The organism is Streptomyces sp. NPDC018610 (assembly GCF_044391765.1).
GTDB lineage: Bacteria > Actinomycetota > Actinomycetes > Streptomycetales > Streptomycetaceae > Streptomyces.
Genome location: NZ_JBISAL010000002.1, coordinates 958,506 through 978,627, shown reverse-complemented (window position 1 = coordinate 978,627; position 20,122 = coordinate 958,506). Strand labels below are relative to the sequence as shown.

Below are 20,122 nucleotides of genomic sequence, written 5' to 3'. Positions count from 1 at the left end.
GCGCCCGCGCATCGCCGCCTCGGCTGGGTGTGTACGGGGGCAGGGCACGGGGACGTCCGCTTCGGTCATGCGCGCAGGCGCAGTCCGCGCGGGGTGGCGATGAAGCCCGCGCCTTCCAGGAGAGCGCCGATGGGGGAGGTCAGGGCGGAGGCGCCGTTGACGCGCTCCACCGTGACCGTGCCCAGGGACCCCGCGCGGGCGGCCGTGGCCAGCGCGTCGGCGGCGGCTCTCAGGCGTGGGTCGTCGACGGCCGGGCCGTCCGGGTCGGCGGGCCAGGCCAGCAGGGTCTTCCCGCCGCGCTCCATGTAGAGGGTCAGCTCGCCGTCCACGAGCACCACCAGGGAGCCGGCCTTGCGCCCCGGCTTGTGCCCGGCGCCGGTCGGCGGCTCAGGCCAGGGCAGGGCGGCCCCGTACGCGTTCGCCGGGTCGGCGGCGGCGAGGACGACCGCCCGAGAGTCGGCGCCGCCGCCGCGCCCCCGTCGGTCGCCGGGGCCGAAACGGTGCGGGGAGGCCGGACCGCCGCCGCGGGGACCGCCGTAGCCGGGGGCGGCGAGGTCGCGGGACGGAACCCGGCCGCCCCACGCGGGGCCGTCGGTGCCGAACGGGTCCGTGTCACCGCCGGGGCCGTCGCCGAAGCCGTCGGACGGCGCGAAGCCGCCGCCCGCCACGAAGTCGTCGGACGGTGCCGAGCCGTCGATCCGGTCGAGACCGGCGGGCGGTTCGAGACCGGCGGGGAGCGGGGAGGCGCCCGGTGAGCCGAAACCGTCCGGACCGCCGCCGTCTCCGGGCGCCGTGCCGGGCAGGCCCTCGCCCCGCTCGCGGGCGTTGGCCACCGCGCGGAGGCGGTCGACCGCGCCGTCCATGGCGAACTGGGCGGCGCCCAGCCCCTCCACCACGTATCCGCGCCGGGCCTGACCGCTGTCCTCGAAGACGGACAGCACCCGGTAGACGGCGGAGAAGCCGCCCTCCACCCCCTCGGCGGACACCGCTCCCCGGGTGACCACGCCGTGCCGGTCGAGGAGGGTGCGGGCCAGGGCGTGGGCGCGCACGGTGGCGTCGGTGTCGCGGCCGGGCAGCAGGGACCAGCGGCCCCCGACGGTCGGTGGGCCGGTGCGGGACGCGGTGCGCGCGGCGGCGGTCAGCGAGCCGTAGCGGCCGCGTGGGACGGCGCGTTTGGCACGGTGCGCCGTGGAGCCGGCGGTGCGGCCCGAGCCGAGCAGGGCACGCATCGGGGCGAGTGTGTCGTTGGTGAGCCGGCCCGACCAGGCCAGGTCCCAGACGGCGTCGGACAGTTGGGGATCCGTCGCGTCGGGGTGGGTGGTCGCGCGCACGTGGTCGGCGATCTGACGGAAGAACAGGCCGTAGCCGCCCGACAGGGCGTCCAGGACCGACTGGTGGAGCGGTGTCAGCTCCAGCGGGTGCGGCGGCGGCAGGAGCAGCGGGGCCGCGTCGGCGAGGTGGAGGCAGACCCAGCCGTCCTTGCCGGGCAGCGCCCCCGCTCCCGCCCACACGACCTCGCCGGCCGCGGTGAGTTCGTCGAGCATCGAGGGGGTGTAGTCCGCCACACGCGAGGGCAGGACGAGCTTCTCCAGCGCGGAGGCGGGCACCGAGGCGCCCTGCAACTGTTCGACGGCGCGCACCAGTCCGTCGACGCCCCGCAGGCCGTGCCCCCTGCCGATGTGCTGCCACTGCGGCAGGAACTGCGCCAGCGCGGCCGGCGGCACCGGCTCCAGCTCGTGCCGCAGCGCGGCCAGCGAACGGCGGCGCAGCCGGCGCAGCACCGTGGCGTCGCACCACTCCTGGCCGATGCCCGCCGGGTGGAACTCGCCCTGGACGACCCGGCCGCTTCCGGCGAGACGGTGCAGCGCCCCGTCGGTGACCGCGACGCCCAGGCCGAAGCGGGCGGCGGCCGTGGCCGAGGTGAACGGGCCGTGGGTGCGGGCGTAGCGGGCGAGGAGGTCGCCCAGCGGGTCCTTGACCGGTTCGGTGAACGCCTCAGGAACGCCGACCGGCAGCGCTGTGCCGAGCGCGTCGCGCAACCGGCCGGCGTCCTCGATCGCGGCCCAGTGGTCGGTGCCGGCGATCCTGACCCGGATGGCCCGGCGCGCCCTGGCAAGCTCCTGTGCCCAGCCGGGCTCCGCGCCCCGCTCCACGAGCTGCGCGTCGGTGAGCGGGCCGAGCAGCCGCAGCACGTCGGCGACGCCCTCCACGTCCTTGACCCGGCGGTCCTCGGTCAGCCACTGAAGCTCCCGCTCCAGCTCGGCGAGCACCTCGGCGTCCAGGAGTTCGCGCAGCTCCGCCTGGCCCAGCAGCTCGGCCAGCAGCCGCGAGTCCAGGGACAGCGCGGCGGCGCGGCGCTCGGCGAGCGGGGAGTCGCCCTCGTACAGGAACTGGGCGACGTAGCCGAACAGCAGTGAGCGCGCGAAGGGGGAGGGCTCCGGTGTGGTCACCTCGACCAGGCGGACCCTGCGGGACTCGATGTCGCCCATCAGCTCGACGAGGCCCGGCACGTCGAAGACGTCCTGGAGGCACTCGCGGATCGCTTCCAGCACGATCGGGAACGAGCCGAACTCGCTCGCCACCTGCAGCAGCTGGGCGGCGCGCTGGCGCTGCTGCCACAGCGGGGTGCGCTTGCCGGGGTTGCGGCGGGGCAGCAGCAGGGCGCGGGCGGCGCATTCGCGGAAGCGGGCGGCGAACAGGGCCGAGCCGCCGACCTGGTCGGTGACGATCTGGTCGACCTCGCCCTTGTCGAAGGCGACGTCCGCCGCTCCGACGGGTGCCTGCTCCGCGTCGTACTCCGTGCCGGCCCGCGCGGGCTCCTGGTCGAGGAGGTCGAGGCTCATGAGGTCGGCGTCCGGCAGCCGCAGCACGATGCCGTCGTCGGCGTGCATGACCTGGGCGTCCATGCCGTACCGCTCGGAGAGCCGGGCGCCGAGGGCCAGCGCCCAGGGGGCGTGCACCTGTGCGCCGAAGGGCGAGTGGACGACGACCCGCCAGTCGCCCAGCTCGTCGCGGAAGCGCTCCACGACGATCGTCCGGTCGTCGGGCACATGGCCGCAGGCCTCGCGCTGCTCCGCCAGGTAGGACAGCACGTTGTCCGCGGCCCACGCGTCGAGGCCCGCCGTCAGCAGCCTGAGCCGGGCGTCCTCCTGGGACAGGGAGCCGACCTCGCGCAGGAACGCGCCCACCGCGCGGCCCAGCTCCAGCGGGCGGCCCAGCTGGTCGCCCTTCCAGAACGGCAGCCGGCCCGGAACCCCTGGAGCGGGGGAGACCAGGACGCGGTCGCGGGTGATGTCCTCGATGCGCCAGGAGCTGGTGCCGAGCGTGAAGACGTCGCCGACCCGCGACTCGTAGACCATCTCCTCGTCCAGCTCGCCCACCCGGCCCCCGCCCTTCTTCGGGTCGGACCCGGCCAGGAAGACCCCGAACAGGCCGCGGTCGGGGATGGTGCCGCCGGAGGTGACGGCGAGGCGCTGCGCGCCGGGACGTCCGGTGACCGTGCCCGTCACCCGGTCCCACACCACGCGCGGGCGCAGCTCGGCGAACGCGTCGGAGGGGTAGCGGCCGGCGAGCATGTCGAGCACGGCCGTGAACGCCGACTCGGGCAGGGAGGCGAACGGCGCCGCACGGCGGACCGCGGCGAGCAGGTCGTCGACCTGCCAGGTGTCCATCGACGTCATCGCGACGAGCTGCTGGGCGAGGACGTCCAGGGGGTTGGCGGGCACCCTCAGCGACTCGATGGCCCCGGTCCGCATCCGCTCGGTGACCACCGCCGCCTGGACCAGGTCGCCCCGGTACTTGGGGAAGACGACTCCGGTGGAGACCGCGCCCACCTGGTGTCCGGCGCGGCCCACCCGCTGCAGGCCGGAGGCCACGGACGGCGGCGACTCCACCTGCACGACGAGGTCGACGGCGCCCATGTCGATGCCCAGTTCCAGGCTGGAGGTGGCCACCACCGCCGGCAGGCGGCCCGCCTTCAGGTCCTCCTCGACCAGGGCGCGCTGTTCCTTGGAGACCGAGCCGTGGTGCGCGCGGGCGATGACGGCGGGCGCGCCGTGCGCCGCGCCCGAGCCGCCCATCAGCTCGGCCGGGGAGTGGTGCTCGTCCAGGGACTCGCCGGTGGCCCGCTCGTAGGCGATCTCGTTGAGCCGGTTGCACAGGCGCTCGGCCAGGCGGCGCGAGTTGGCGAACACGATGGTGGAGCGGTGCGCCTGGACGAGATCGGTGATCCGCTCCTCGACGTGCGGCCAGATCGAGGGCCGCTCACCGCCGTCCCCGCCGTCGGCCGCCGGGGAGCCCCCCAGCTCGCCGAGGTCCTCGACCGGGACGACGACCGACAGGTCGAACTCCTTGCCGGACTCCGGCTGGACGATCTCCACCTTGCGGCGCGGCGACAGGTAGCGGGCGATCTCGTCGACCGGGCGGACGGTCGCGGACAGGCCGATGCGGCGGGCGGGCTTCGGCAGCAGCTCGTCCAGGCGCTCCAGGGACAGCGCGAGGTGCGCCCCGCGCTTGGTGCCCGCGACCGCGTGGACCTCGTCCAGGATCACCGTCTCGATGCCGGTCAGCGCGTCGCGCGTGGCCGACGTCAGCATCAGGAACAGCGACTCGGGAGTGGTGATCAGGATGTCCGGCGGGCGCGTGGCCAGGGCGCGGCGCTCGGCGGGCGGGGTGTCGCCGGAGCGGATGCCGACCTTCACCTCCGGCTCGGGCAGGCCCAGGCGGACGGATTCCTGGCGGATACCGGTGAGGGGGCTGCGCAGATTGCGCTCCACGTCGACGGCGAGGGCCTTGAGCGGAGAGACGTACAGCACCCGGCAGCGCTTCTTCGGGTCCGCCGGGGGAGGGGTGGAGGCGAGCTGGTCGAGGGCCGCGAGGAAGGCGGCCAGGGTCTTGCCGGAGCCGGTCGGGGCGACCACCAGGACGTCCGAGCCCTCGCCGATCGCCCGCCACGCCCCCGCCTGGGCGGCGGTGGGCGCCGAGAAGGCCCCCGTGAACCAGCCACGGGTCGCGGGGGAGAAGCCGCCGAGGGCGGGATGCGGAGCGCCTGCCATGCGTCCCATCCTGCACCCGACCACTGACAATGCGCGCTGACCTGGGCGTTCGCCGTCGCCGACCGAGTGGTCGGGGGGCCCGCCCGGGGACGCGGCGGAGAATGGCCCCATGGCGGCATCCGGCGAGGAGCGGGCACGGCACTGGCAGTACGAGGAACTGCCCGGGGTCGACCTGCTGCGCGCGAGGTACGTGCGCAAGGAGTTCGTGCGGCACACGCACGAGCACTTCGTGATCGCGGCCATCGCCGAGGGCGTCGAGGTGTTCCACCACGGCGGGGGCGACGTCTCCGCGGGGCCGGGGGCGCTGGCGCTGGTCAACCCCGACACCCCGCACACGGGCCGGGCCGGCGTGCCCGAGGGATGGCGGTACGGGGCGGTGTACCCGGCGCCCGGACTGGTGGCCGAGATCGCGGCGGAGACCACCGCGATCCGCGGGACGCCCGGCTTCGTGCGCCCGGTGCTCGACGATCCCCGGGCCGCCGCCCTGGTGCACCAGGTGCTCAGGGCCGTGGACGAGGGCAACGCGCTGGCCGCCGACACACTCCTGCGGGTGGCCGTGACACGGCTGCTGCGGCTCAACGGCGGACCGCTGCCGCAGCGCGAGGTGCGCACGGCCGGGACGCGGATCGCGGCACGCGCGCGTGCCGTCCTGGAGGAACGCCTGGCCGAGCCGCCGACCCTGGAGCGGCTCGCCGCCGATCTCGGAGTGAGCCCGTTCGCCCTGCTGCGCGCCTTCCGCGGCGCCTACGGGATGCCCCCGCACAGCTGGCTCACCGACGCCCGGGTGCGCCGGGCCAGACGGCTGCTGGACGCGGGCACCGCGCCGGCTCAGGTCGCCGCGGCCGTCGGATTCACCGACCAGTCCCATCTGAGCCGGCACTTCTCCCGGATCGTGGGCGTGCCCCCGGGGGCCTACCAGCGGGAGCGCAAGAACGTACAAGACGGGGGGCCGGGGCTCCTCCTACCGTCCGGGACGTGGCAGAAGAGACAGCTCTCGCAGACATACGACCCGGTGGTCCACCGGAAGACGGCGGAAAACCGGACGCGGCCGTCGTCCGGGACGCCCTCGGGGTCGGGATCGCCGTAGGACTGTCCGGGTTCGCCTTCGGGGTGACCTCGGCGGGCAGCGGGCTCAGCCTGCTGCAGACCTGCGCGCTCAGCCTCCTGGTCTTCACCGGCGCGTCCCAGTTCGCACTCGTGGGGGCGCTCGCGGCGGGCGGCAACCCGTTCACGGCCGCGGCCGGGGCCTTCTTCCTGGGCGTCCGCAACGCCTTCTACGGACTGCGCCTGTCCCAGCTGCTGGCCCTCCCGCGCGCGCTGCGGCCGCTCGCCGCCCAATGGGTCATCGACGAGACGACGGCGGTGACCCTCGCCCAGCCCACCCGGCGCGGCGCGCGGATCGGCTTCACCGTCACCGGGGTCACGCTGTACGTGCTGTGGAACCTCACCACGCTCCTCGGCGCGCTGGGCGCCAAGGCCCTCGGCGACACAGACGCATGGGGCCTGGACGCGGCCGGGCCCGCAGTGTTCCTGGCACTGCTCGCCCCCATGCTGAAGACCGCGACCGAGCGGGCCGTCGCCGCGCTCGCCGTGCTCCTGGGGCTCGGCCTGCTGCCCGTGCTGCCGGCCGGGGTGCCGGTCCTGGCGGCGGCACTGGCCGCACCGGCGGTGCTGTACCTGACGGGCCGCCGCGAGGGCGGCGCCCGGGACGACGAACGACCCGGGACCGGAGCCCGGGACCGCGCACCGGAGGAAGACCGTTGAACATATGGATCGCGGTCGCCGTGACCGCCGTGGGCTGCTACGCCGTCAAGCTCGCCGGGCTGCTGGTGCCGGCGGGCGTCCTGGAACGTCCGCTGGTGCGGCGGCTCGCCGCGCTGCTCCCCGTCGCGCTGCTCGCCGCCCTCACCGCCCAGCAGACGTTCGCCGACGGGCACACACTCGTCCTGAACGCGCGGGCGGCCGGTGTCGGCGCGGCCGCCGTGGCGCTGGTGCTGCGGGCGCCGTTCCTGCTCGTCGTCGCGGCGGCCGTCCTGGTGACGGCGGGAGTGCGGGCCATGGGCGGCTGAGGTGCGGCCCGCGTACGGCCGCGCCCTCAGCCGATGGCGCGGCCGTACGCCCTCAGGGTGCGCAGCGCCTCGATCGTCACCATGGAGCGCGCCTCCAGCGCGGGAGCGGGAGCCCACCGGTGCCAGGTGACCGGCCAGCCGCCGTCCTCCCGCTGTCGGCCCGCGAGGAGGTCCAGGGAGCGGTTCATCTCCTCGTCCGTGAACCACGCGCGCGCGAGGGAGTCGGGTGTCCGCGCGAAGTCGTGCGGGAAGTGGTGCTCGCCCGGGGCGTAGCCGGGGGCCACCGGCCAGGACTCCAGGCGGCCGGGGTCCAGCACCGCGAGCCGCTGGTCGCGCACCAGACGGCCGAGCCGCTCGGCCGCCTCCTGCGCCCGGGGACGGTCCGGGGCGGAGTCGAGGAAGGCGACGGCGGCCTCGGCCTCGTACGGGTGGGAGGTCTGGAGGGACTCGATGCGCTGCCAGCAGAAGTCCGTCGCCCGGAACAGCCAGGCGTGCCACACCGCGTTGCGGTGCAGCAGGCCCACCACCGGCCCGGTGGCCAGCAGATCGCTCGGCGGGTCGTCCACGACCGGCACGAAGGGGGCCGCCGGATAGCCGCGCTGGCCGGGACGGACCGCCGGAAGGGCGCCGTCCGGGGTGGAGACGGAGGTCAGATAGCGGCACACGCGCTCCACCCGCGCCCCGCCGCAGCGCTCGACGAGGTCCAGGACGCGCAGCGCGTGCGCGGTGTGCAGCGGCTGGCTGACGGGGCCGCGCAGGTCGGGCTCCAGCGCGTGGCCGTACCCGCCGTCCTCGTTGCGGTAGGCGTCCAGCGCGGTCTCCACCGGGTCCGCGCCGCCGCCCAGGAAGTGGTGTGCGAACAGCCGCTGCTCCAGCACGCGCGCGGTGAGCCACACGAAGTGCTCGGCGCGCGACAGCGGGGAGGACGCCGCCGGCGGCGGGCAGGAGGGGAAAGCTGCGGTCTCGGCCATGGTCAGACGGTAGGACGGAAAGCGGCCGTGGCAGGCGGTCCCGGCTCGGGGTCACTCCCAGGGGCGGGATACTGGGGTCATGCGGTTGACGGTCTTCTGGGAGCGGATGGCGGAGCACTTCGGCGCGGGATACGCCGAGACCTTCGCACGCGACCACGTGATGTCGGAGCTCGGCGGACGCACGGTGCACGAGGCGCTGGCGGACGGCTGGGCGGCCAAGGACGTGTGGCGCGTGGTCTGCCAGGTCATGAACGTTCCGGGGGAGAAGCGCTGAGCGGGTACGACGATCAAGAAGCCGTACCCGGTCGTCGGCGGCGTGGGCGAGACTTGCACCGTGGCACGCACTGACGAGTCCGGGCTGACGGCCCGGCAAGCACCCCCCACCGGTACGACGCCGCCCCCCGGCCCCCCGGCCCCGGGCGCCGCGGGACCGGCCGCGCGCATGCCGCGCTGGCTGCCGCGCGCCATGGTGCTCGCGCTCGCGCTCATCGCCGCCTTCCAGTTCGGCAGCTGGGCGTTCCACCAGGTCACGGGCCTGCTGATCAACATCCTCATCGCGTTCTTCCTGGCCCTCGCCATCGAGCCCGCGGTGAGCCGCATGGCCGACCGAGGCATCCGCCGGGGACTGGCGACCTTCCTGGTCTTCCTCGGCCTGACGATCGCGACCGCGGGCTTCGTGACCCTGCTCGGCTCGATGCTCGCCGGTCAGATCATCAAGATGATCGAGGGCTTCCCGGACTACCTCGACTCCGTCATCAACTGGGTGAACGCCACGTTCCACAGCCATCTGCGGCGCGTCGACATCCAGGAGGGCCTGCTCCACTCCGACTGGCTGCGCAAGTACGCGCAGAACAGCGCCGCGGGCGTGCTGGACGTGTCCGCGCAGGTCCTCGGCGGCCTGTTCCAGCTGCTGACGATCACCCTGTTCTCGTTCTACTTCGCGGCCGACGGGCCCCGGCTGCGCCGTGCGCTGTGCTCCGTGCTGCCGCCCGCCCGCCAGGCCGAGGTGCTGCGCGCCTGGGAGATCGCCGTCGACAAGACCGGCGGCTACCTCTACTCGCGCGGCCTGATGGCCCTTGTTTCGGGCGTCGCCCACTACGTCCTGCTGTTGGCCCTCGGCGTGCCGTACGCGCCCGTGCTCGGGGTTTGGGTGGGGCTGGTCTCGCAGTTCATCCCCACCATCGGCACCTATCTCGCGGGCGCCCTGCCGATGCTGATCGCCTTCACGGTCAACCCGTGGTACGCGGTGTGGGTGCTGGTCTTCGTCGTGGTCTACCAGCAGTTCGAGAACTACATGCTGCAGCCCAAGCTGACCTCGAAGACCGTCGACATCCATCCCGCGGTCGCCTTCGGATCGGTCATCGCGGGCACCGCGCTGCTCGGCGCGGTGGGAGCGCTGATCGCCATTCCGGCGGTCGCCACCCTGCAGGCCTTCCTGGGGGCGTATGTGAAGCGGTACGCCGTCACCGACGACCCCCGGGTCCACGGCCGCCGCAACCGGGCCCCGGCCCCGGGCCTGCTCACACGCGCGCGACGGCTGTGGGCGCGGCCGGCGGCGGGGACGGGGACCGCGCCGGGCGAGGCCGACGCCGCGGGCGCCGGAGAGACCGGGAACGCGGGGGCCACCGTCACGGCGAACGGGGCGGCGGCGGACACGGGGGCCCCCGGGGCGGACGCACCGGGCGCCGCGGCCGAGGAGGGCGCCGCCGGGTAGCGCCGGGCGGCGGCCGGGGCGGCGGACGCGGCTTGGGCGGTCCGCGTACGGATCAGCGGCCGAGGACCGGCCAGAGCCCGGCGAGGGCGACGGCCGCGGCATAGGCGCCGACCGCGGTGGTGACGGCCCGTCGGCGCGTCCGCTCGCCCCAGGACGTGCGCGACAGCAGCCAGGCCAGCGCGGGCAGCACCAGGACCGCGTGCAGACTCACCCCGTGCAGCGGCTTGAGCGGGGCCGTCGAGTGGTAGGCCGCCTGCTGGTGACCGGTCCGGGTCAGCAGCACACCGCGCGCGATCATCGCGGCGCCCGACGCCAGGGCGACGAGCAGGATCGCGAAACCGGAGCGCAGCGCGAGCGCCATTCCCGCGGGCCCCGCCGGCGCGCGCCGGAAGGACGCGACGGCGAACACGGTCAGGAGCACCACGAGCACGCCGCCGCCCACCGCGAGCGTCATCGACACCGCCGTGTCGAAGGGCGTCTCCATGTTCAAGTGCGAGGGGACCCGGCGCCACGCCTGGAGGGTGATGCCGCCCACCTCGACGACGCAGTCGGCGGCGAGCACCACGAGCAGCACCGTGCGCAGCCGCTCCCCGATCCGCAGGTACGACGTGACCCAGGTGAGCGCGATCAGCGTCGCGCCGAAGGACAGCCCGAACGTGACGGGCTTGCGCCAGGAGACGGGCCCGTCCCACGGTCCGCCGTCGACCGCGAACACCACCAGGTGGGCCAGGCCGGACGAGACGAGGAGGAGACCGGTCGCGTGGCACAGCCGTTCGGCGGAGCGCAGGGCGCGCGGAGCGCGCCGGGGCGTGGTGCGGGCCGAGGGGCGCGGCGCGGATGTGGAGACTGCCATGGCCCCGAGCCTCGCGGACAGGGGGTGTCGTGTCGTCGTCCGAGGGAAGACGCCCGGCCTGCTCCGGGCGGAGCAGGCGCTCGGACGGTGCCGGTGTGGCTAGCTTGACACGAAAATCGAACATCCATTCTTATGGAGGCTCCGGCGAGGCAGGATCAAGGGGAATACGCCCCGTTTTGGTGTGATGTGCACCCTGGTTATCCACAGGCCGGACATGCGTCGAGGCGCATTGTCAGTGGCAGGCGTTAGCGTTTTTGACGTGAAGCGATCGACTCAAGCAAACCGGGTGGAACCCATGGCAGGAACCGACCGCGAGAAGGCGCTCGACGCCGCGCTCGCGCAGATTGAACGACAATTCGGCAAGGGCGCGGTCATGCGCATGGGCGAGCGGTCGAAGGAGCCCATCGAGGTCATCCCGACCGGGTCGACCGCCCTCGACGTGGCCCTCGGCGTCGGCGGCCTGCCGCGCGGCCGTGTCGTGGAGATCTACGGGCCGGAGTCCTCCGGCAAGACGACCCTGACCCTGCACGCCGTGGCGAACGCGCAGAAGGCCGGCGGCCAGGTCGCCTTCGTGGACGCGGAGCACGCCCTCGACCCCGAGTACGCGCGCAAGCTCGGCGTCGACATCGACAACCTGATCCTGTCCCAGCCGGACAACGGCGAGCAGGCGCTGGAGATCGTGGACATGCTGGTCCGCTCCGGCGCGCTCGACCTCATCGTCATCGACTCGGTCGCGGCGCTCGTCCCGCGCGCGGAGATCGAGGGCGAGATGGGCGACTCGCACGTGGGTCTGCAGGCCCGCCTGATGAGCCAGGCACTCCGCAAGATCACCAGCGCGCTCAACCAGTCGAAGACCACGGCGATCTTCATCAACCAGCTGCGCGAGAAGATCGGCGTGATGTTCGGCTCCCCGGAGACCACGACCGGTGGCCGCGCGCTGAAGTTCTACGCGTCCGTGCGCATCGACATCCGCCGCATCGAGACCCTGAAGGACGGCACCGAGGCGGTCGGCAACCGCACCCGCTGCAAGGTCGTCAAGAACAAGGTCGCGCCGCCCTTCAAGCAGGCGGAGTTCGACATCCTCTACGGCCAGGGCATCAGCCGCGAGGGCGGCCTGATCGACATGGGCGTGGAGCACGGCTTCGTGCGCAAGGCCGGCGCCTGGTACACGTACGAGGGCGACCAGCTCGGCCAGGGCAAGGAGAACGCGCGCAACTTCCTGAAGGACAACCCCGACCTGGCCAACGAGATCGAGCGGAAGATCAAGGAGAAGCTGGGCGTGGGCGTGCGCCCGGAGGAGCCGGCCGCCGAGCCTGGCACGGACGCCGCGGTCCCGGCCGCCGCAGGCGACGCGGCCAAGACGGTGCCCGCCCCGGCGACCGCCAAGGCCACCAAGCCCAAGGCCGCCGCAGCCAAGAGCTGACCCGTGACACGACGAACCGACTGGGCCGAGTACGAGTACGGACCCGCCGTTTCCGGTGCCCCGCGGGGGAGGGGCACCGGGAACCACCCCGGTCCGGACGCGTACCGGGACGACGACCCGTACCGCCCGGACGGTGACAGCGCGCACGGGGACGACCGGCTCGCCTGGCCGGACGACGGGGACACGCGCGCGGAGGGCCGGCCCCGCCGTCGGGACGACGGCGAGGACCCCTTCGCCGCCGACGACCCGGCCGGCGGGCACGGGGAGGACGGGCCGGGCGACGGGAGAGGTCCGGGCGGCGACGGGGCGCGTGGTGGTCCGGGCGGCTCACGGAGAACGAGCGGGGCACGCCGGAGCGGCTCGCGTGACGGCGGGTCGTACGGCGGGCGCGGGCGGCGCCGACGGGACTTCGGCGAGTCGTCCGCGGCCGACGGAGACGCTTCCTCCTTGCCGAGGGCCGAGCGGGGGGAGTCTCCGGGGGACCCGGTGGAGCGGGCGCGCGCGATCTGTCTGCGCCTGCTCACCGGGACCCCGCGCACCCGCAAACAGCTCGCGGACGCCCTGCGCGAGCGGGAGATCCCGGACGACGCGGCGCAGGAGGTGCTGTCCAGGTTCGAAGAGGTCGGACTGATCGACGACAGCGCGTTCGCGGACGCCTGGGTGGAGTCCCGGCACCATGGACGCGGACTGGCCCGGCGCGCGCTCGCCCGGGAGCTGCGGACCAAGGGCGTCGACGCCACGCTGATCGACGAGGCCGTCGGCCGGCTCGACGCCGACCAGGAGGAGGCCACGGCGCGTGAGCTGGTCGCCCGCAAGCTGCGGTCCACCCGGGGTCTGGACCGGGACAAGCGGCTGCGCCGGCTCGCCGGCATGCTCGCCCGCAAGGGCTACTCACAGGGCCTGGCCCTGCGGGTGGTCAGACAGGCGCTGGAGGAAGAGGGCGAGGACACGGAGTTCCTCGACGACGGGGAGTACTGAGACCTGCCGGACGGCGAGGATGCGAGTTCCCCGCCGTCTTTGCGTCGTCCCCGCGCCGCCGGTTCCTGCGACCCCGGTTCCTGCGGCATCAGTTCGTGAGGGTCACCGGGAGCCCGGCCGCCCGCCACGCCTGGAAGCCACCGACGAGATCGGTGGCCCGGTTCAGACCCAATCGGTGCAGGGAGGCGGCGGCCAGACTCGACGCGTAGCCCTCGTTGCAGATCACGACCACGCGCAGATCGTGACCGGTGGCCTCCGGGAGCCGGTGGCTGCCCCAGGGATCCAGCCGCCACTCCAGTTCGTTGCGCTCGACGACCAGGGCGCCGGGGACGAGGCCGTCCCGCTCGCGCAGCGCGGCGTACCGGATGTCCACGAGCAGGGCCTCGCCGGTGCGGGCGGCGGTGTACGCCTCGCCGGGCTCGACGCGTTCGTATCCCCGGCGCACCCGCTCCAGGAACTCGTCGATGCCGACCGGCGGTCGTACCCGCTCTCCGCTCACTGCCAGTCCTCCGGGCGCTCGACCTGCTCCAGGCGCAGGGTCTGTCCGGTGCGACTGTAGCGGCGGATGCGCGGCAGCGGCGGGAAGTAGGCGTGCACGGAGACGGCGTGGCGGTCGGTGGACTCGTTCAGCACCTCGTGCACGTGGTGGCGGCCGAAGGCACGGCCCCGGCCGGCCGGCAGCCGTCGCGCGCGGTCCACGCCGTCGGTGAGTTCGAGGGTCTTCCAGCCGTCGGTGGGGAGCCGGGCGGCGAGCGAGTTCTCCGTCAGCTCGCCGGCGGCGGTGAGGAAGGCGCCGATCGAGTCGGCGTGGTCGTGCCAGCCGGTGCCGGTGCCCGGCGGCCAGCCGATCAGCCAGGCCTCGCTGCCTCCGGGGCCGGCCAGCCGTACCCAGGTGCGGCCCTCCGGATCGAGCGGCAGGGAGGCGATCAGCTCCGCGTCCGCGGCGGTGCGCCGGACGAAGTCGAGGAGTTCGGCCTGCGTGGGAGCCGGGGCGGGGGAGGCGACCGTGGGAGTGTCCGGAGCCGAAGCGGCGGAGGCGGACGCGGAGGGAGGGGAAGCGGATGCGGAGACAGGGGAGGAGGCAGACACGTGCACCGTCCTGAGGAACGTTCGCGGAGACGCGCGGCAGCACGAAGGGGCGCGCGCGGAAGGCGGGGAAGAAGACGCGAGTTCAGCAGGACGTACGACACACGCAGCCGACGTAGCGGACGAGGTCCATATGGACCCTCCGCCACAGGCGCACATCGGTGTCGGTCACGGTCCGGAGTACACCACGCCCCCACGAAGCGGTCAACCGACCGTCACCATGCGGACCGCACGGTGACGGAACGTGCGGGCCGCCGACCCCACCGCCGACGCGCGGGCACCGCCCGCCGCCGGTGCCGGGAGCGACGGCCGACGGACACGCGCCTCGAGGGCCGCGCCGCCGCCCCCGCACCAGCGCGTCCCGCCTCGCCGCGCGCACGTGCCTCACCGTGACGAGGACCCGCCGCGCACCTCGCCCCAGCCACTCTCGGTGACTGTCCGCCGCACCGCGCCCCGTCTCACCGCGCCCCCGCCTCGGCGTGTTCCTGGGATCGCGCGGCGCCGCCCAGGGTCGCCTCCGCCGCCGCGTAGAGGGCGGCGGGGCGTACGCCGCTCAGGGCGGTGACCAGATGGCCGTCGGGCCGCACCAGGAGCACGGTGTGCGGAGCGGCGCCGGGGTAGCTCTCGGCGACCAGCAGCTCGGCGGGATGCGGCAGAGCGGTCACGGCCGCGGCCAGCCGGGGCATGATCCCGGCGCTCACCCAGTGCCGGCGTTCCCACACCACCGTGCCCGGCGCCACCAGCACCACCAGCAGCGCCCCGCGGCCCAGCCGGTCGCGCAGCGGCACGAACGTGCCGTCCTCCGCGGTCACCACCACGTCGGCGACCGGTTCGCCGACCGGCGTGTCCACCGGCGTCTCGGCGTCGACGGGATCGGGCGCGAGCGGCGAGCCCGCGTACGACCCCGGCGCGCCCAGCGCCCCGTGCCCCAGATGGCCGTCCATGAGCAGGGCGTCGTGCTGGCGCGCCGCCCCGGGGACGTACGCGCGCAGCCCGCCGCCCCCGCGCAGCACCGGCAGCACCTGGTCCGCGGCGCGCAGCCGGGCGGCGACGACGGCGCGCCGCTCCGTCTGGTAGCTGTCCAGCAGCGTCTCGTGCGGCCCGTGGTGCCAGACGGACGCCAGTTTCCAGGCCAGGTTGTCGGCGTCCCGCAGGCCCTCGTCCAGCCCCTGGGTGCCGAGCGCGCCCAGCAGGTGCGCCGCGTCCCCGGCGAGGAAGACCCGTCCGGCACGCCAGCGCCGGGCCAGCCGGTGGTGGACCGTGTGGACCCCGGTGTCCAGGAGTTCGTACGCCGGGGCGGACTCGCCGGTCCAGCCGGTGAGGGTCTCCCGGACGCGGGCGAGCAGCAGTTCGGGCGTGACGAGGTCCTTGCCGGGGGGCAGCAGCCAGTCCAGCCGCCACACGCCGTCGGGCAGCGGCCGGGCGGCGATCTCCCCGGCGAAGGGTCCGGAGGTCCGCCAGGGCGGGGTGCGGTGGAGGAACGCTTCCTCGGGCCGGGGGAGTTCGGTGCGCAGCGCCGCCACCGCGTGCCGTTCGACGGCGGTGCGGCCGGGGAAGCGGATGTCCTGGAGCTTGCGCACGGTCGAACGCGGGCCGTCGCAGCCGACCAGGTAGCTGCCGCGCCACCAGGTGCCGCCGGCGCCCCGGGTGTGGGCGGTGACCCCCGCCTCCTCCTGCTCTATGGTGTCGAGCCGGCTGTCGGCGGCTAGCTCGACCAGCGGTTCGCGGGCGACGGCGGCGCGCAGCGCACCGGTCAGCGCGTGCTGGGCGATGTGCAGCGGGGCGGGCTCGGCGTCGCCGAAGGCCACCTCGTTCGTCACCTGCCTGCGCCGCAGGGACCGCCATCCGGTCCAGCGAAGTCCGGCCCCGCCGAGCGGCACGCCGGCCAGCCGTTCCACCAGGGCGGCCGTGTCCTCGCGCAGCACGACGGTGCGCGCGGCGCGCGGCGTGTCCCCGCCCGGCGTCTCGTCGAGCACGACGGACGGCACCTCCTGGCGCGCCAGCGCCAGGGCGAGCGTGAGCCCCACGGGCCCCGCTCCGACGACGATCACCGGATCCACGGCGCGACGCTCCCTGCCCGCGGCGACGTCCTGACGGACGGACGTGAACAAATGGTTGGAGCAGGGTGCACGATCACAGAACGTATGCAACCCATTGCCGCTGCCCGCGTCAAGCGACAGGGGCAGTGGTGATCACTCCACTGCCCCTGTGCCGCACCCGTGTGCCGTCGGCCCGTCAGGCCGCCGTGCCCGCGGACTCGGCGTCCGACACCGCCGCCGGGGCGAGGACCGCTCCCGTCGACTTCTTGGCGCGCCGCAGCCGCCGCTCCAGCCAGCTCGCGAAGCTGGTGAGGCTGAAGTTCAGGACGACGTAGATCACGGCCACGACGGTGAAGCTGGCGATGGTGTTCGCACCGTAGTACGAACTCATCGGGGAGACGGACGCCAGCAGCTCCGGGAAGGTGAGGATCGCGCCGCCGAGGGCGGTGTCCTTGACGATGACCACCAGCTGGCTGACGATCGCCGGCAGCATCGCGGTGACCGCCTGCGGCAGCAGGATCGACGTCATGACCTGGGTCTTGCGCAGACCGATGGCCTGGGCGGCCTCCGTCTGCCCCTTGGGCAGGGCCAGGATGCCCGCGCGCACGATCTCCGCGAGCACGGAGGCGTTGTACAGGACGAGGCCGGTGACGACGGCGTACAGCGGCCGGTCGTCCGAACCGACGTCCGTGTACTGGGCGAACAGGGCGTTGCCGAAGATCATCAGGATCAGCACCGGGATGGCGCGGAAGAACTCCACGACCACGGCGGCCGGGACCCTGACCCAGGCGTGGTCGGAGAGCCGCGCGATGCCGAAGAAGGCGCCGAGCGGCAGCGCGATGACCATCGACAGGGCCGCCGCGATCAGTGTGTTCTTCAGTCCCGGCAGGATGTACGTGGTCCAGGACTCGGAGCCGGCCAGCAGCGGCTTCCACTTCTCCCAGTCCAGCTGCCCCTTGTCGCTCAGGCCGCGGTAGACCCACCACACGAGCGCCGCGAGGGCGAGGACGAACACGACCGAGTAGACGACGTTGCGCCGCTTGGCCCGGGGGCCCTGCGCATCGTACAGCACCGAGCCGCTCATCGCTTCACCGCCACCTTCTTGCCCACCCAGCCGAGGATCAGTCCGGTCGGCAGCGTCAGGCACACGAAGCCGAACGCGAACACGGCGGAGATCAGCAGCAGCTGGGCCTCGTTCTCGATCATCTCCTTCATCAGCAGGGCCGCCTCGGCGACGCCGATCGCGGCGGCCACCGTGGTGTTCTTGGTGAGCGCGATCAGGACGTTGGTCAGCGGGCCGACGACCGAGCGGAACGCCTGCGGCAGCACCACCAGGGTGAGCACCTGAGTGAAGTTCAGCCCGAGCGCGCGGGCCGCCTCCGCCTGGCCGACCGGCACCGTGTTGATGCCGGAACGGATCGCCTCGCAGACGAACGCCGAGGTGTAGGCGATCAGGCCGAGGACGGCGAGCCGGAAGTTGATGGTGTCGAAGTCCTGGCTGCCCAGGCCGATCCCGAGGGTCTGGTTCAGGCCCAGCGAGGTGAACAGGATGATCACCGTCAGCGGGATGTTCCGCACGACGTTGACGTAGGCGGTACCGAAGCCGCGCATGAGGGGCACCGGACCGACGCGCATGCCGGCCAGCAGGGTGCCCCAGACCAGGGAGCCGGCGGCCGAGAGCAGCGTGAGCTGCACGGTCACCCAGAAGGCTCCCAGCAGGTCATAGCCTGAAAGAAAGTCGAACACGATCTCCCGCGCTTCCGCGTGTTGATGGGCGCCGGTGCGCCGCTCCCCCGTGGGCGGCGCACCGGCGGGCGCTGACTCAGCTCTTGATGTCGCCGATCTTCGGCGCCGGCTCGTACTTGTAGTTCGCGGGGCCGAAGTTGGCCTCCACGGCCTTCTTCCAGGAGCCGTCGGCGACCATGTCCTGAAGGGCCTTGTTGATCTTGCCCTTGAGGTCGCTGCCCTTCTTGACGCCGATGCCGTAGTTCTCGTTGGTCATCTTCAGGCCGCCGAGCTTGAACTTGCCCTTGAACTGGTCCTGGGCGGCGTAACCGGCCAGGATCGAGTCGTCGGTGGTCAGCGCGTCGATCGCCTTGTTCTGCAGGCCGTTCAGACAGGCGGAGTACGTCGGGTACTTCAGCAGGTTCGCCTTGGGCGCCAGCGTGTCCTTGATGTTCTGCGCCGAGGTGGAGCCGGTGACCGAGCACAGCTTCTTGCTGTTCAGGTCGGCGGCCGTCTTGATCGAGGAGTCGTCGGCGCGGACCAGGACGTCCTGGTGGGCGAGCAGGTAGGGGCCGGCGAAGTCGACCTTCTTCTCGCGCTCCGGGGTGATCGAGTAGGTGGCGGCGATGAACTCGACGTCACCGCGCTGCAGCATCGTCTCGCGGTCGGCGCTCTTCGACTCCTTCCACTCGATCTGGTTCTCGCCGTAACCGAGCTTCTTGGCGACGTACTTGGCCACGTCCACGTCGAAACCGGAGTAGCCCTGCGGCGTCTTCTGGCCCAGGCCCGGCTGGTCGTACTTGATGCCGATGGCGATCTTCTTGCCGCCGCCCGAGGACCCCTCGTCCTTCTTGTCGCCCGAACCGCACGCCGTCGCCGAGACGGCGAGGGCGAGCACGACGGCCGAGACGGCGGTGACCTTGCGGAGCTTCATGGTGAACATCCTTCGGGTGTTGAGGAGGTGCGGACCGGGCCGCGGGGCGCCGGAGCGGGCGGCCGGACGGTGTCGGGAGGCGAGGCTCGGCCGGGCGGTCCGGCGGTGGACCGCCCGCCGAGGACGCCGGCCGGCCGCGGGCGGTGCGGGCCGGTCACCGGCGGTGCCGCCCGGTCACCGGCCGGGCGGCACCGTCAGGGGCGCGCCCGGTGCGGAGCCGGGAGTCAGGGGCGGGTCGGGATCAGTGGTGCAGGATCTTGGACAGGAAGTCCTTGGCCCGGTCGCTGCGCGGGTTGCTGAAGAACTGGTCCGGCGCGGCCTGTTCGACGATCCGGCCGTCCGCCATGAAGACCACCCGGTTCGCGGCCGAGCGGGCGAAGCCCATCTCGTGGGTGACGACGATCATCGTCATGCCGTCCCGGGCGAGCTGCTGCATGACCTCGAGGACCTCGTTGATCATCTCGGGGTCCAGCGCGGAGGTCGGCTCGTCGAAGAGCATGACCTTCGGGTCCATCGCCAGCGCCCGCGCGATGGCCACGCGCTGCTGCTGGCCGCCGGAGAGCTGCGCGGGGTACTTGTCGGCCTGCGCGCCCACCCCGACCCGGTCGAGCAGGGCGCGGCCCCGCTCCTCGGCCTGCTTCTTGTCCGCGCGGCGGACCTTCACCTGGCCCAGGGTCACGTTCTCCAGCACGGTCTTGTGCGCGAAGAGGTTGAAGGACTGGAAGACCATGCCGACGTCGGCGCGCAGCCGAGCCAGCTCCTTGCCCTCGTGGGGCAGCGGCCGACCGTCGATCGAGATCGTGCCCGAGTCGATGGTCTCCAGGCGATTGATGGTGCGGCACAGGGTGGACTTGCCGGACCCGGAGGGCCCGATGACCACGACGACCTCGCCGCGGGCGATCGTCAGGTCGATGTCCTGGAGCACGTGCAACGCGCCGAAGTGCTTGTTGACGCTCTTCAGGACGACCAGATCGCCGGTCGAGGCCACGTCTTCCTTGGCCATCGATACTTCGGTCATCGCTTTCGTGCTCCGTCCTCCTCGGTTTGGGGGACCATAGCCACGCGCTGTGGCCCGCGTCACCACATCTGAGGGAGATCTGAGCATCACGATCCGGTAGCGGCCGGACACGACTCGTAGTGGGCGGTCCGGGGCGGGTACCGACCGGGTAACGACGCGGGCACGCGACCGGAAGCCTCTTGACGCCGTCCTCGTCCATCGGCGTGACTGCCATGGTGCGCGCGTGCGCGCGTGCACTGGACGACCATATGACGGGTG

Annotated in this window: 17 protein-coding genes; 7 read left to right on the top strand and 10 right to left on the bottom strand. The window is 73.5% G+C overall.

Translation table 11 applies throughout. The features are described from left to right. Positions 1–65: 65 nt before the first annotated feature. Positions 66–5,054 (bottom strand): ATP-dependent helicase, encoded by a 4,989-nt coding sequence (locus ACH5A8_RS09485; protein WP_398999719.1) that lies wholly within the window; start codon positions 5,052–5,054, stop codon positions 66–68. Positions 5,055–5,163: 109 nt separating this feature from the next. Between ACH5A8_RS09485 and ACH5A8_RS09480 the strand changes: the two genes are divergently transcribed. From ACH5A8_RS09480 to ACH5A8_RS09470, 3 genes are read left to right on the top strand one after another with little or no spacing between them, the layout of a single operon-like run. Beyond that, entirely contained in the window at positions 5,164–6,141 is a 978-nt protein-coding gene (locus ACH5A8_RS09480; RefSeq protein ID WP_398999717.1) for an AraC family transcriptional regulator, read from the top strand. Beyond that, on the top strand, positions 6,030–6,818 hold the full coding sequence (locus ACH5A8_RS09475) for an AzlC family ABC transporter permease (RefSeq protein ID WP_398999715.1): 789 nt from the start codon (positions 6,030–6,032) through the stop codon (positions 6,816–6,818). Before ACH5A8_RS09480 ends, ACH5A8_RS09475 begins: the two co-directional genes overlap by 112 nt. Further along, positions 6,815–7,123, top strand: a complete 309-nt coding sequence (locus ACH5A8_RS09470; protein ID WP_398999713.1) for an AzlD domain-containing protein — start codon at positions 6,815–6,817, stop codon at positions 7,121–7,123. Before ACH5A8_RS09475 ends, ACH5A8_RS09470 begins: the two co-directional genes overlap by 4 nt. 26 nt (positions 7,124–7,149) lie before the next feature. On the opposite strand, the gene ACH5A8_RS09465 is transcribed toward ACH5A8_RS09470, so the two are convergent. Further along, a complete protein-coding gene (locus ACH5A8_RS09465) occupies positions 7,150–8,094 on the bottom strand; it encodes a hypothetical protein (RefSeq protein WP_398999711.1) in 945 nt (314 codons plus the stop codon). A gap of 79 nt (positions 8,095–8,173) precedes the next feature. Between ACH5A8_RS09465 and ACH5A8_RS09460 the strand changes: the two genes are divergently transcribed. Beyond that, positions 8,174–8,368, top strand: a complete 195-nt coding sequence (locus ACH5A8_RS09460; protein WP_398999709.1) for a DUF3046 domain-containing protein — start codon at positions 8,174–8,176, stop codon at positions 8,366–8,368. Positions 8,369–8,428: 60 nt separating this feature from the next. Next, the gene (locus ACH5A8_RS09455; protein WP_398999708.1) at positions 8,429–9,808 is read left to right on the top strand and encodes an AI-2E family transporter; all 1,380 of its coding nucleotides are present in this window, start codon (positions 8,429–8,431) and stop codon (positions 9,806–9,808) included. Between the two features lie 52 nt (positions 9,809–9,860). Here the strand turns inward: ACH5A8_RS09455 and ACH5A8_RS09450 are convergent, their stop codons facing one another. Further along, positions 9,861–10,661, bottom strand: coding sequence for a hypothetical protein (locus tag ACH5A8_RS09450; RefSeq protein ID WP_398999706.1), 801 nt, complete (start codon positions 10,659–10,661; stop codon positions 9,861–9,863). 295 nt (positions 10,662–10,956) lie between these two features. Here ACH5A8_RS09450 and recA point away from each other — a divergent pair, with 295 nt between their 5' ends. Both recA and recX read left to right on the top strand, forming a co-directional pair. After that, positions 10,957–12,084, top strand: coding sequence for a recombinase RecA (gene recA, locus ACH5A8_RS09445; protein ID WP_398999704.1), 1,128 nt, complete (start codon positions 10,957–10,959; stop codon positions 12,082–12,084). Positions 12,085–12,087: 3 nt separating this feature from the next. Then, positions 12,088–13,062, top strand: coding sequence for a recombination regulator RecX (recX, locus tag ACH5A8_RS09440; protein WP_398999702.1), 975 nt, complete (start codon positions 12,088–12,090; stop codon positions 13,060–13,062). Positions 13,063–13,150: 88 nt separating this feature from the next. On the opposite strand, the gene ACH5A8_RS09435 is transcribed toward recX, so the two are convergent. The 7 genes from ACH5A8_RS09435 to ACH5A8_RS09405 all read right to left on the bottom strand — a co-directional run bounded on the left by ACH5A8_RS09435 (position 13,151) and on the right by ACH5A8_RS09405 (position 19,864). Further along, positions 13,151–13,561, bottom strand: a complete 411-nt coding sequence (locus ACH5A8_RS09435; protein ID WP_398999700.1) for a rhodanese-like domain-containing protein — start codon at positions 13,559–13,561, stop codon at positions 13,151–13,153. Further along, positions 13,558–14,151, bottom strand: coding sequence for a cysteine dioxygenase (locus ACH5A8_RS09430; RefSeq protein WP_398999698.1), 594 nt, complete (start codon positions 14,149–14,151; stop codon positions 13,558–13,560). The genes ACH5A8_RS09435 and ACH5A8_RS09430 overlap by 4 nt, the downstream gene beginning before the upstream one ends. A gap of 455 nt (positions 14,152–14,606) precedes the next feature. Then, positions 14,607–16,208, bottom strand: a complete 1,602-nt coding sequence (locus ACH5A8_RS09425) for an FAD-dependent monooxygenase (protein WP_398999695.1) — start codon at positions 16,206–16,208, stop codon at positions 14,607–14,609. Positions 16,209–16,383: 175 nt separating this feature from the next. Further along, positions 16,384–17,271, bottom strand: a complete 888-nt coding sequence (locus ACH5A8_RS09420; RefSeq protein WP_398999693.1) for an amino acid ABC transporter permease — start codon at positions 17,269–17,271, stop codon at positions 16,384–16,386. Next, the gene (locus ACH5A8_RS09415) at positions 17,268–17,933 is read right to left on the bottom strand and encodes an amino acid ABC transporter permease (protein ID WP_398999691.1); all 666 of its coding nucleotides are present in this window, start codon (positions 17,931–17,933) and stop codon (positions 17,268–17,270) included. The genes ACH5A8_RS09420 and ACH5A8_RS09415 overlap by 4 nt, the downstream gene beginning before the upstream one ends. Positions 17,934–18,009: 76 nt before the next feature. Next, on the bottom strand, positions 18,010–18,846 hold the full coding sequence (locus ACH5A8_RS09410) for a glutamate ABC transporter substrate-binding protein (protein ID WP_398999689.1): 837 nt from the start codon (positions 18,844–18,846) through the stop codon (positions 18,010–18,012). A 241-nt stretch (positions 18,847–19,087) separates the two neighbouring features. Further along, positions 19,088–19,864 (bottom strand): amino acid ABC transporter ATP-binding protein, encoded by a 777-nt coding sequence (locus ACH5A8_RS09405; RefSeq protein ID WP_398999687.1) that lies wholly within the window; start codon positions 19,862–19,864, stop codon positions 19,088–19,090. Positions 19,865–20,122 lie beyond the last annotated feature (258 nt).

Excerpts from the sequence above, each read along its gene's own strand:
- ACH5A8_RS09485 (WP_398999719.1), bottom strand. The coding sequence starts at position 5,054 with ATGGCAGGCGCTCCGCATCCCGCCCTCGGCGGCTTCTCCCCCGCGACC.
- ACH5A8_RS09480 (WP_398999717.1), top strand. The coding sequence starts at position 5,164 with ATGGCGGCATCCGGCGAGGAGCGGGCACGGCACTGGCAGTACGAGGAA.
- ACH5A8_RS09465 (WP_398999711.1), bottom strand. The coding sequence starts at position 8,094 with ATGGCCGAGACCGCAGCTTTCCCCTCCTGCCCGCCGCCGGCGGCGTCC.
- ACH5A8_RS09460 (WP_398999709.1), top strand. The coding sequence starts at position 8,174 with ATGCGGTTGACGGTCTTCTGGGAGCGGATGGCGGAGCACTTCGGCGCG.
- ACH5A8_RS09450 (WP_398999706.1), bottom strand. The coding sequence starts at position 10,661 with ATGGCAGTCTCCACATCCGCGCCGCGCCCCTCGGCCCGCACCACGCCC.
- recA (WP_398999704.1), top strand. The coding sequence starts at position 10,957 with ATGGCAGGAACCGACCGCGAGAAGGCGCTCGACGCCGCGCTCGCGCAG.
- ACH5A8_RS09420 (WP_398999693.1), bottom strand. The coding sequence starts at position 17,271 with ATGAGCGGCTCGGTGCTGTACGATGCGCAGGGCCCCCGGGCCAAGCGG.
- ACH5A8_RS09410 (WP_398999689.1), bottom strand. The coding sequence starts at position 18,846 with ATGAAGCTCCGCAAGGTCACCGCCGTCTCGGCCGTCGTGCTCGCCCTC.
- ACH5A8_RS09405 (WP_398999687.1), bottom strand. The coding sequence starts at position 19,864 with ATGACCGAAGTATCGATGGCCAAGGAAGACGTGGCCTCGACCGGCGAT.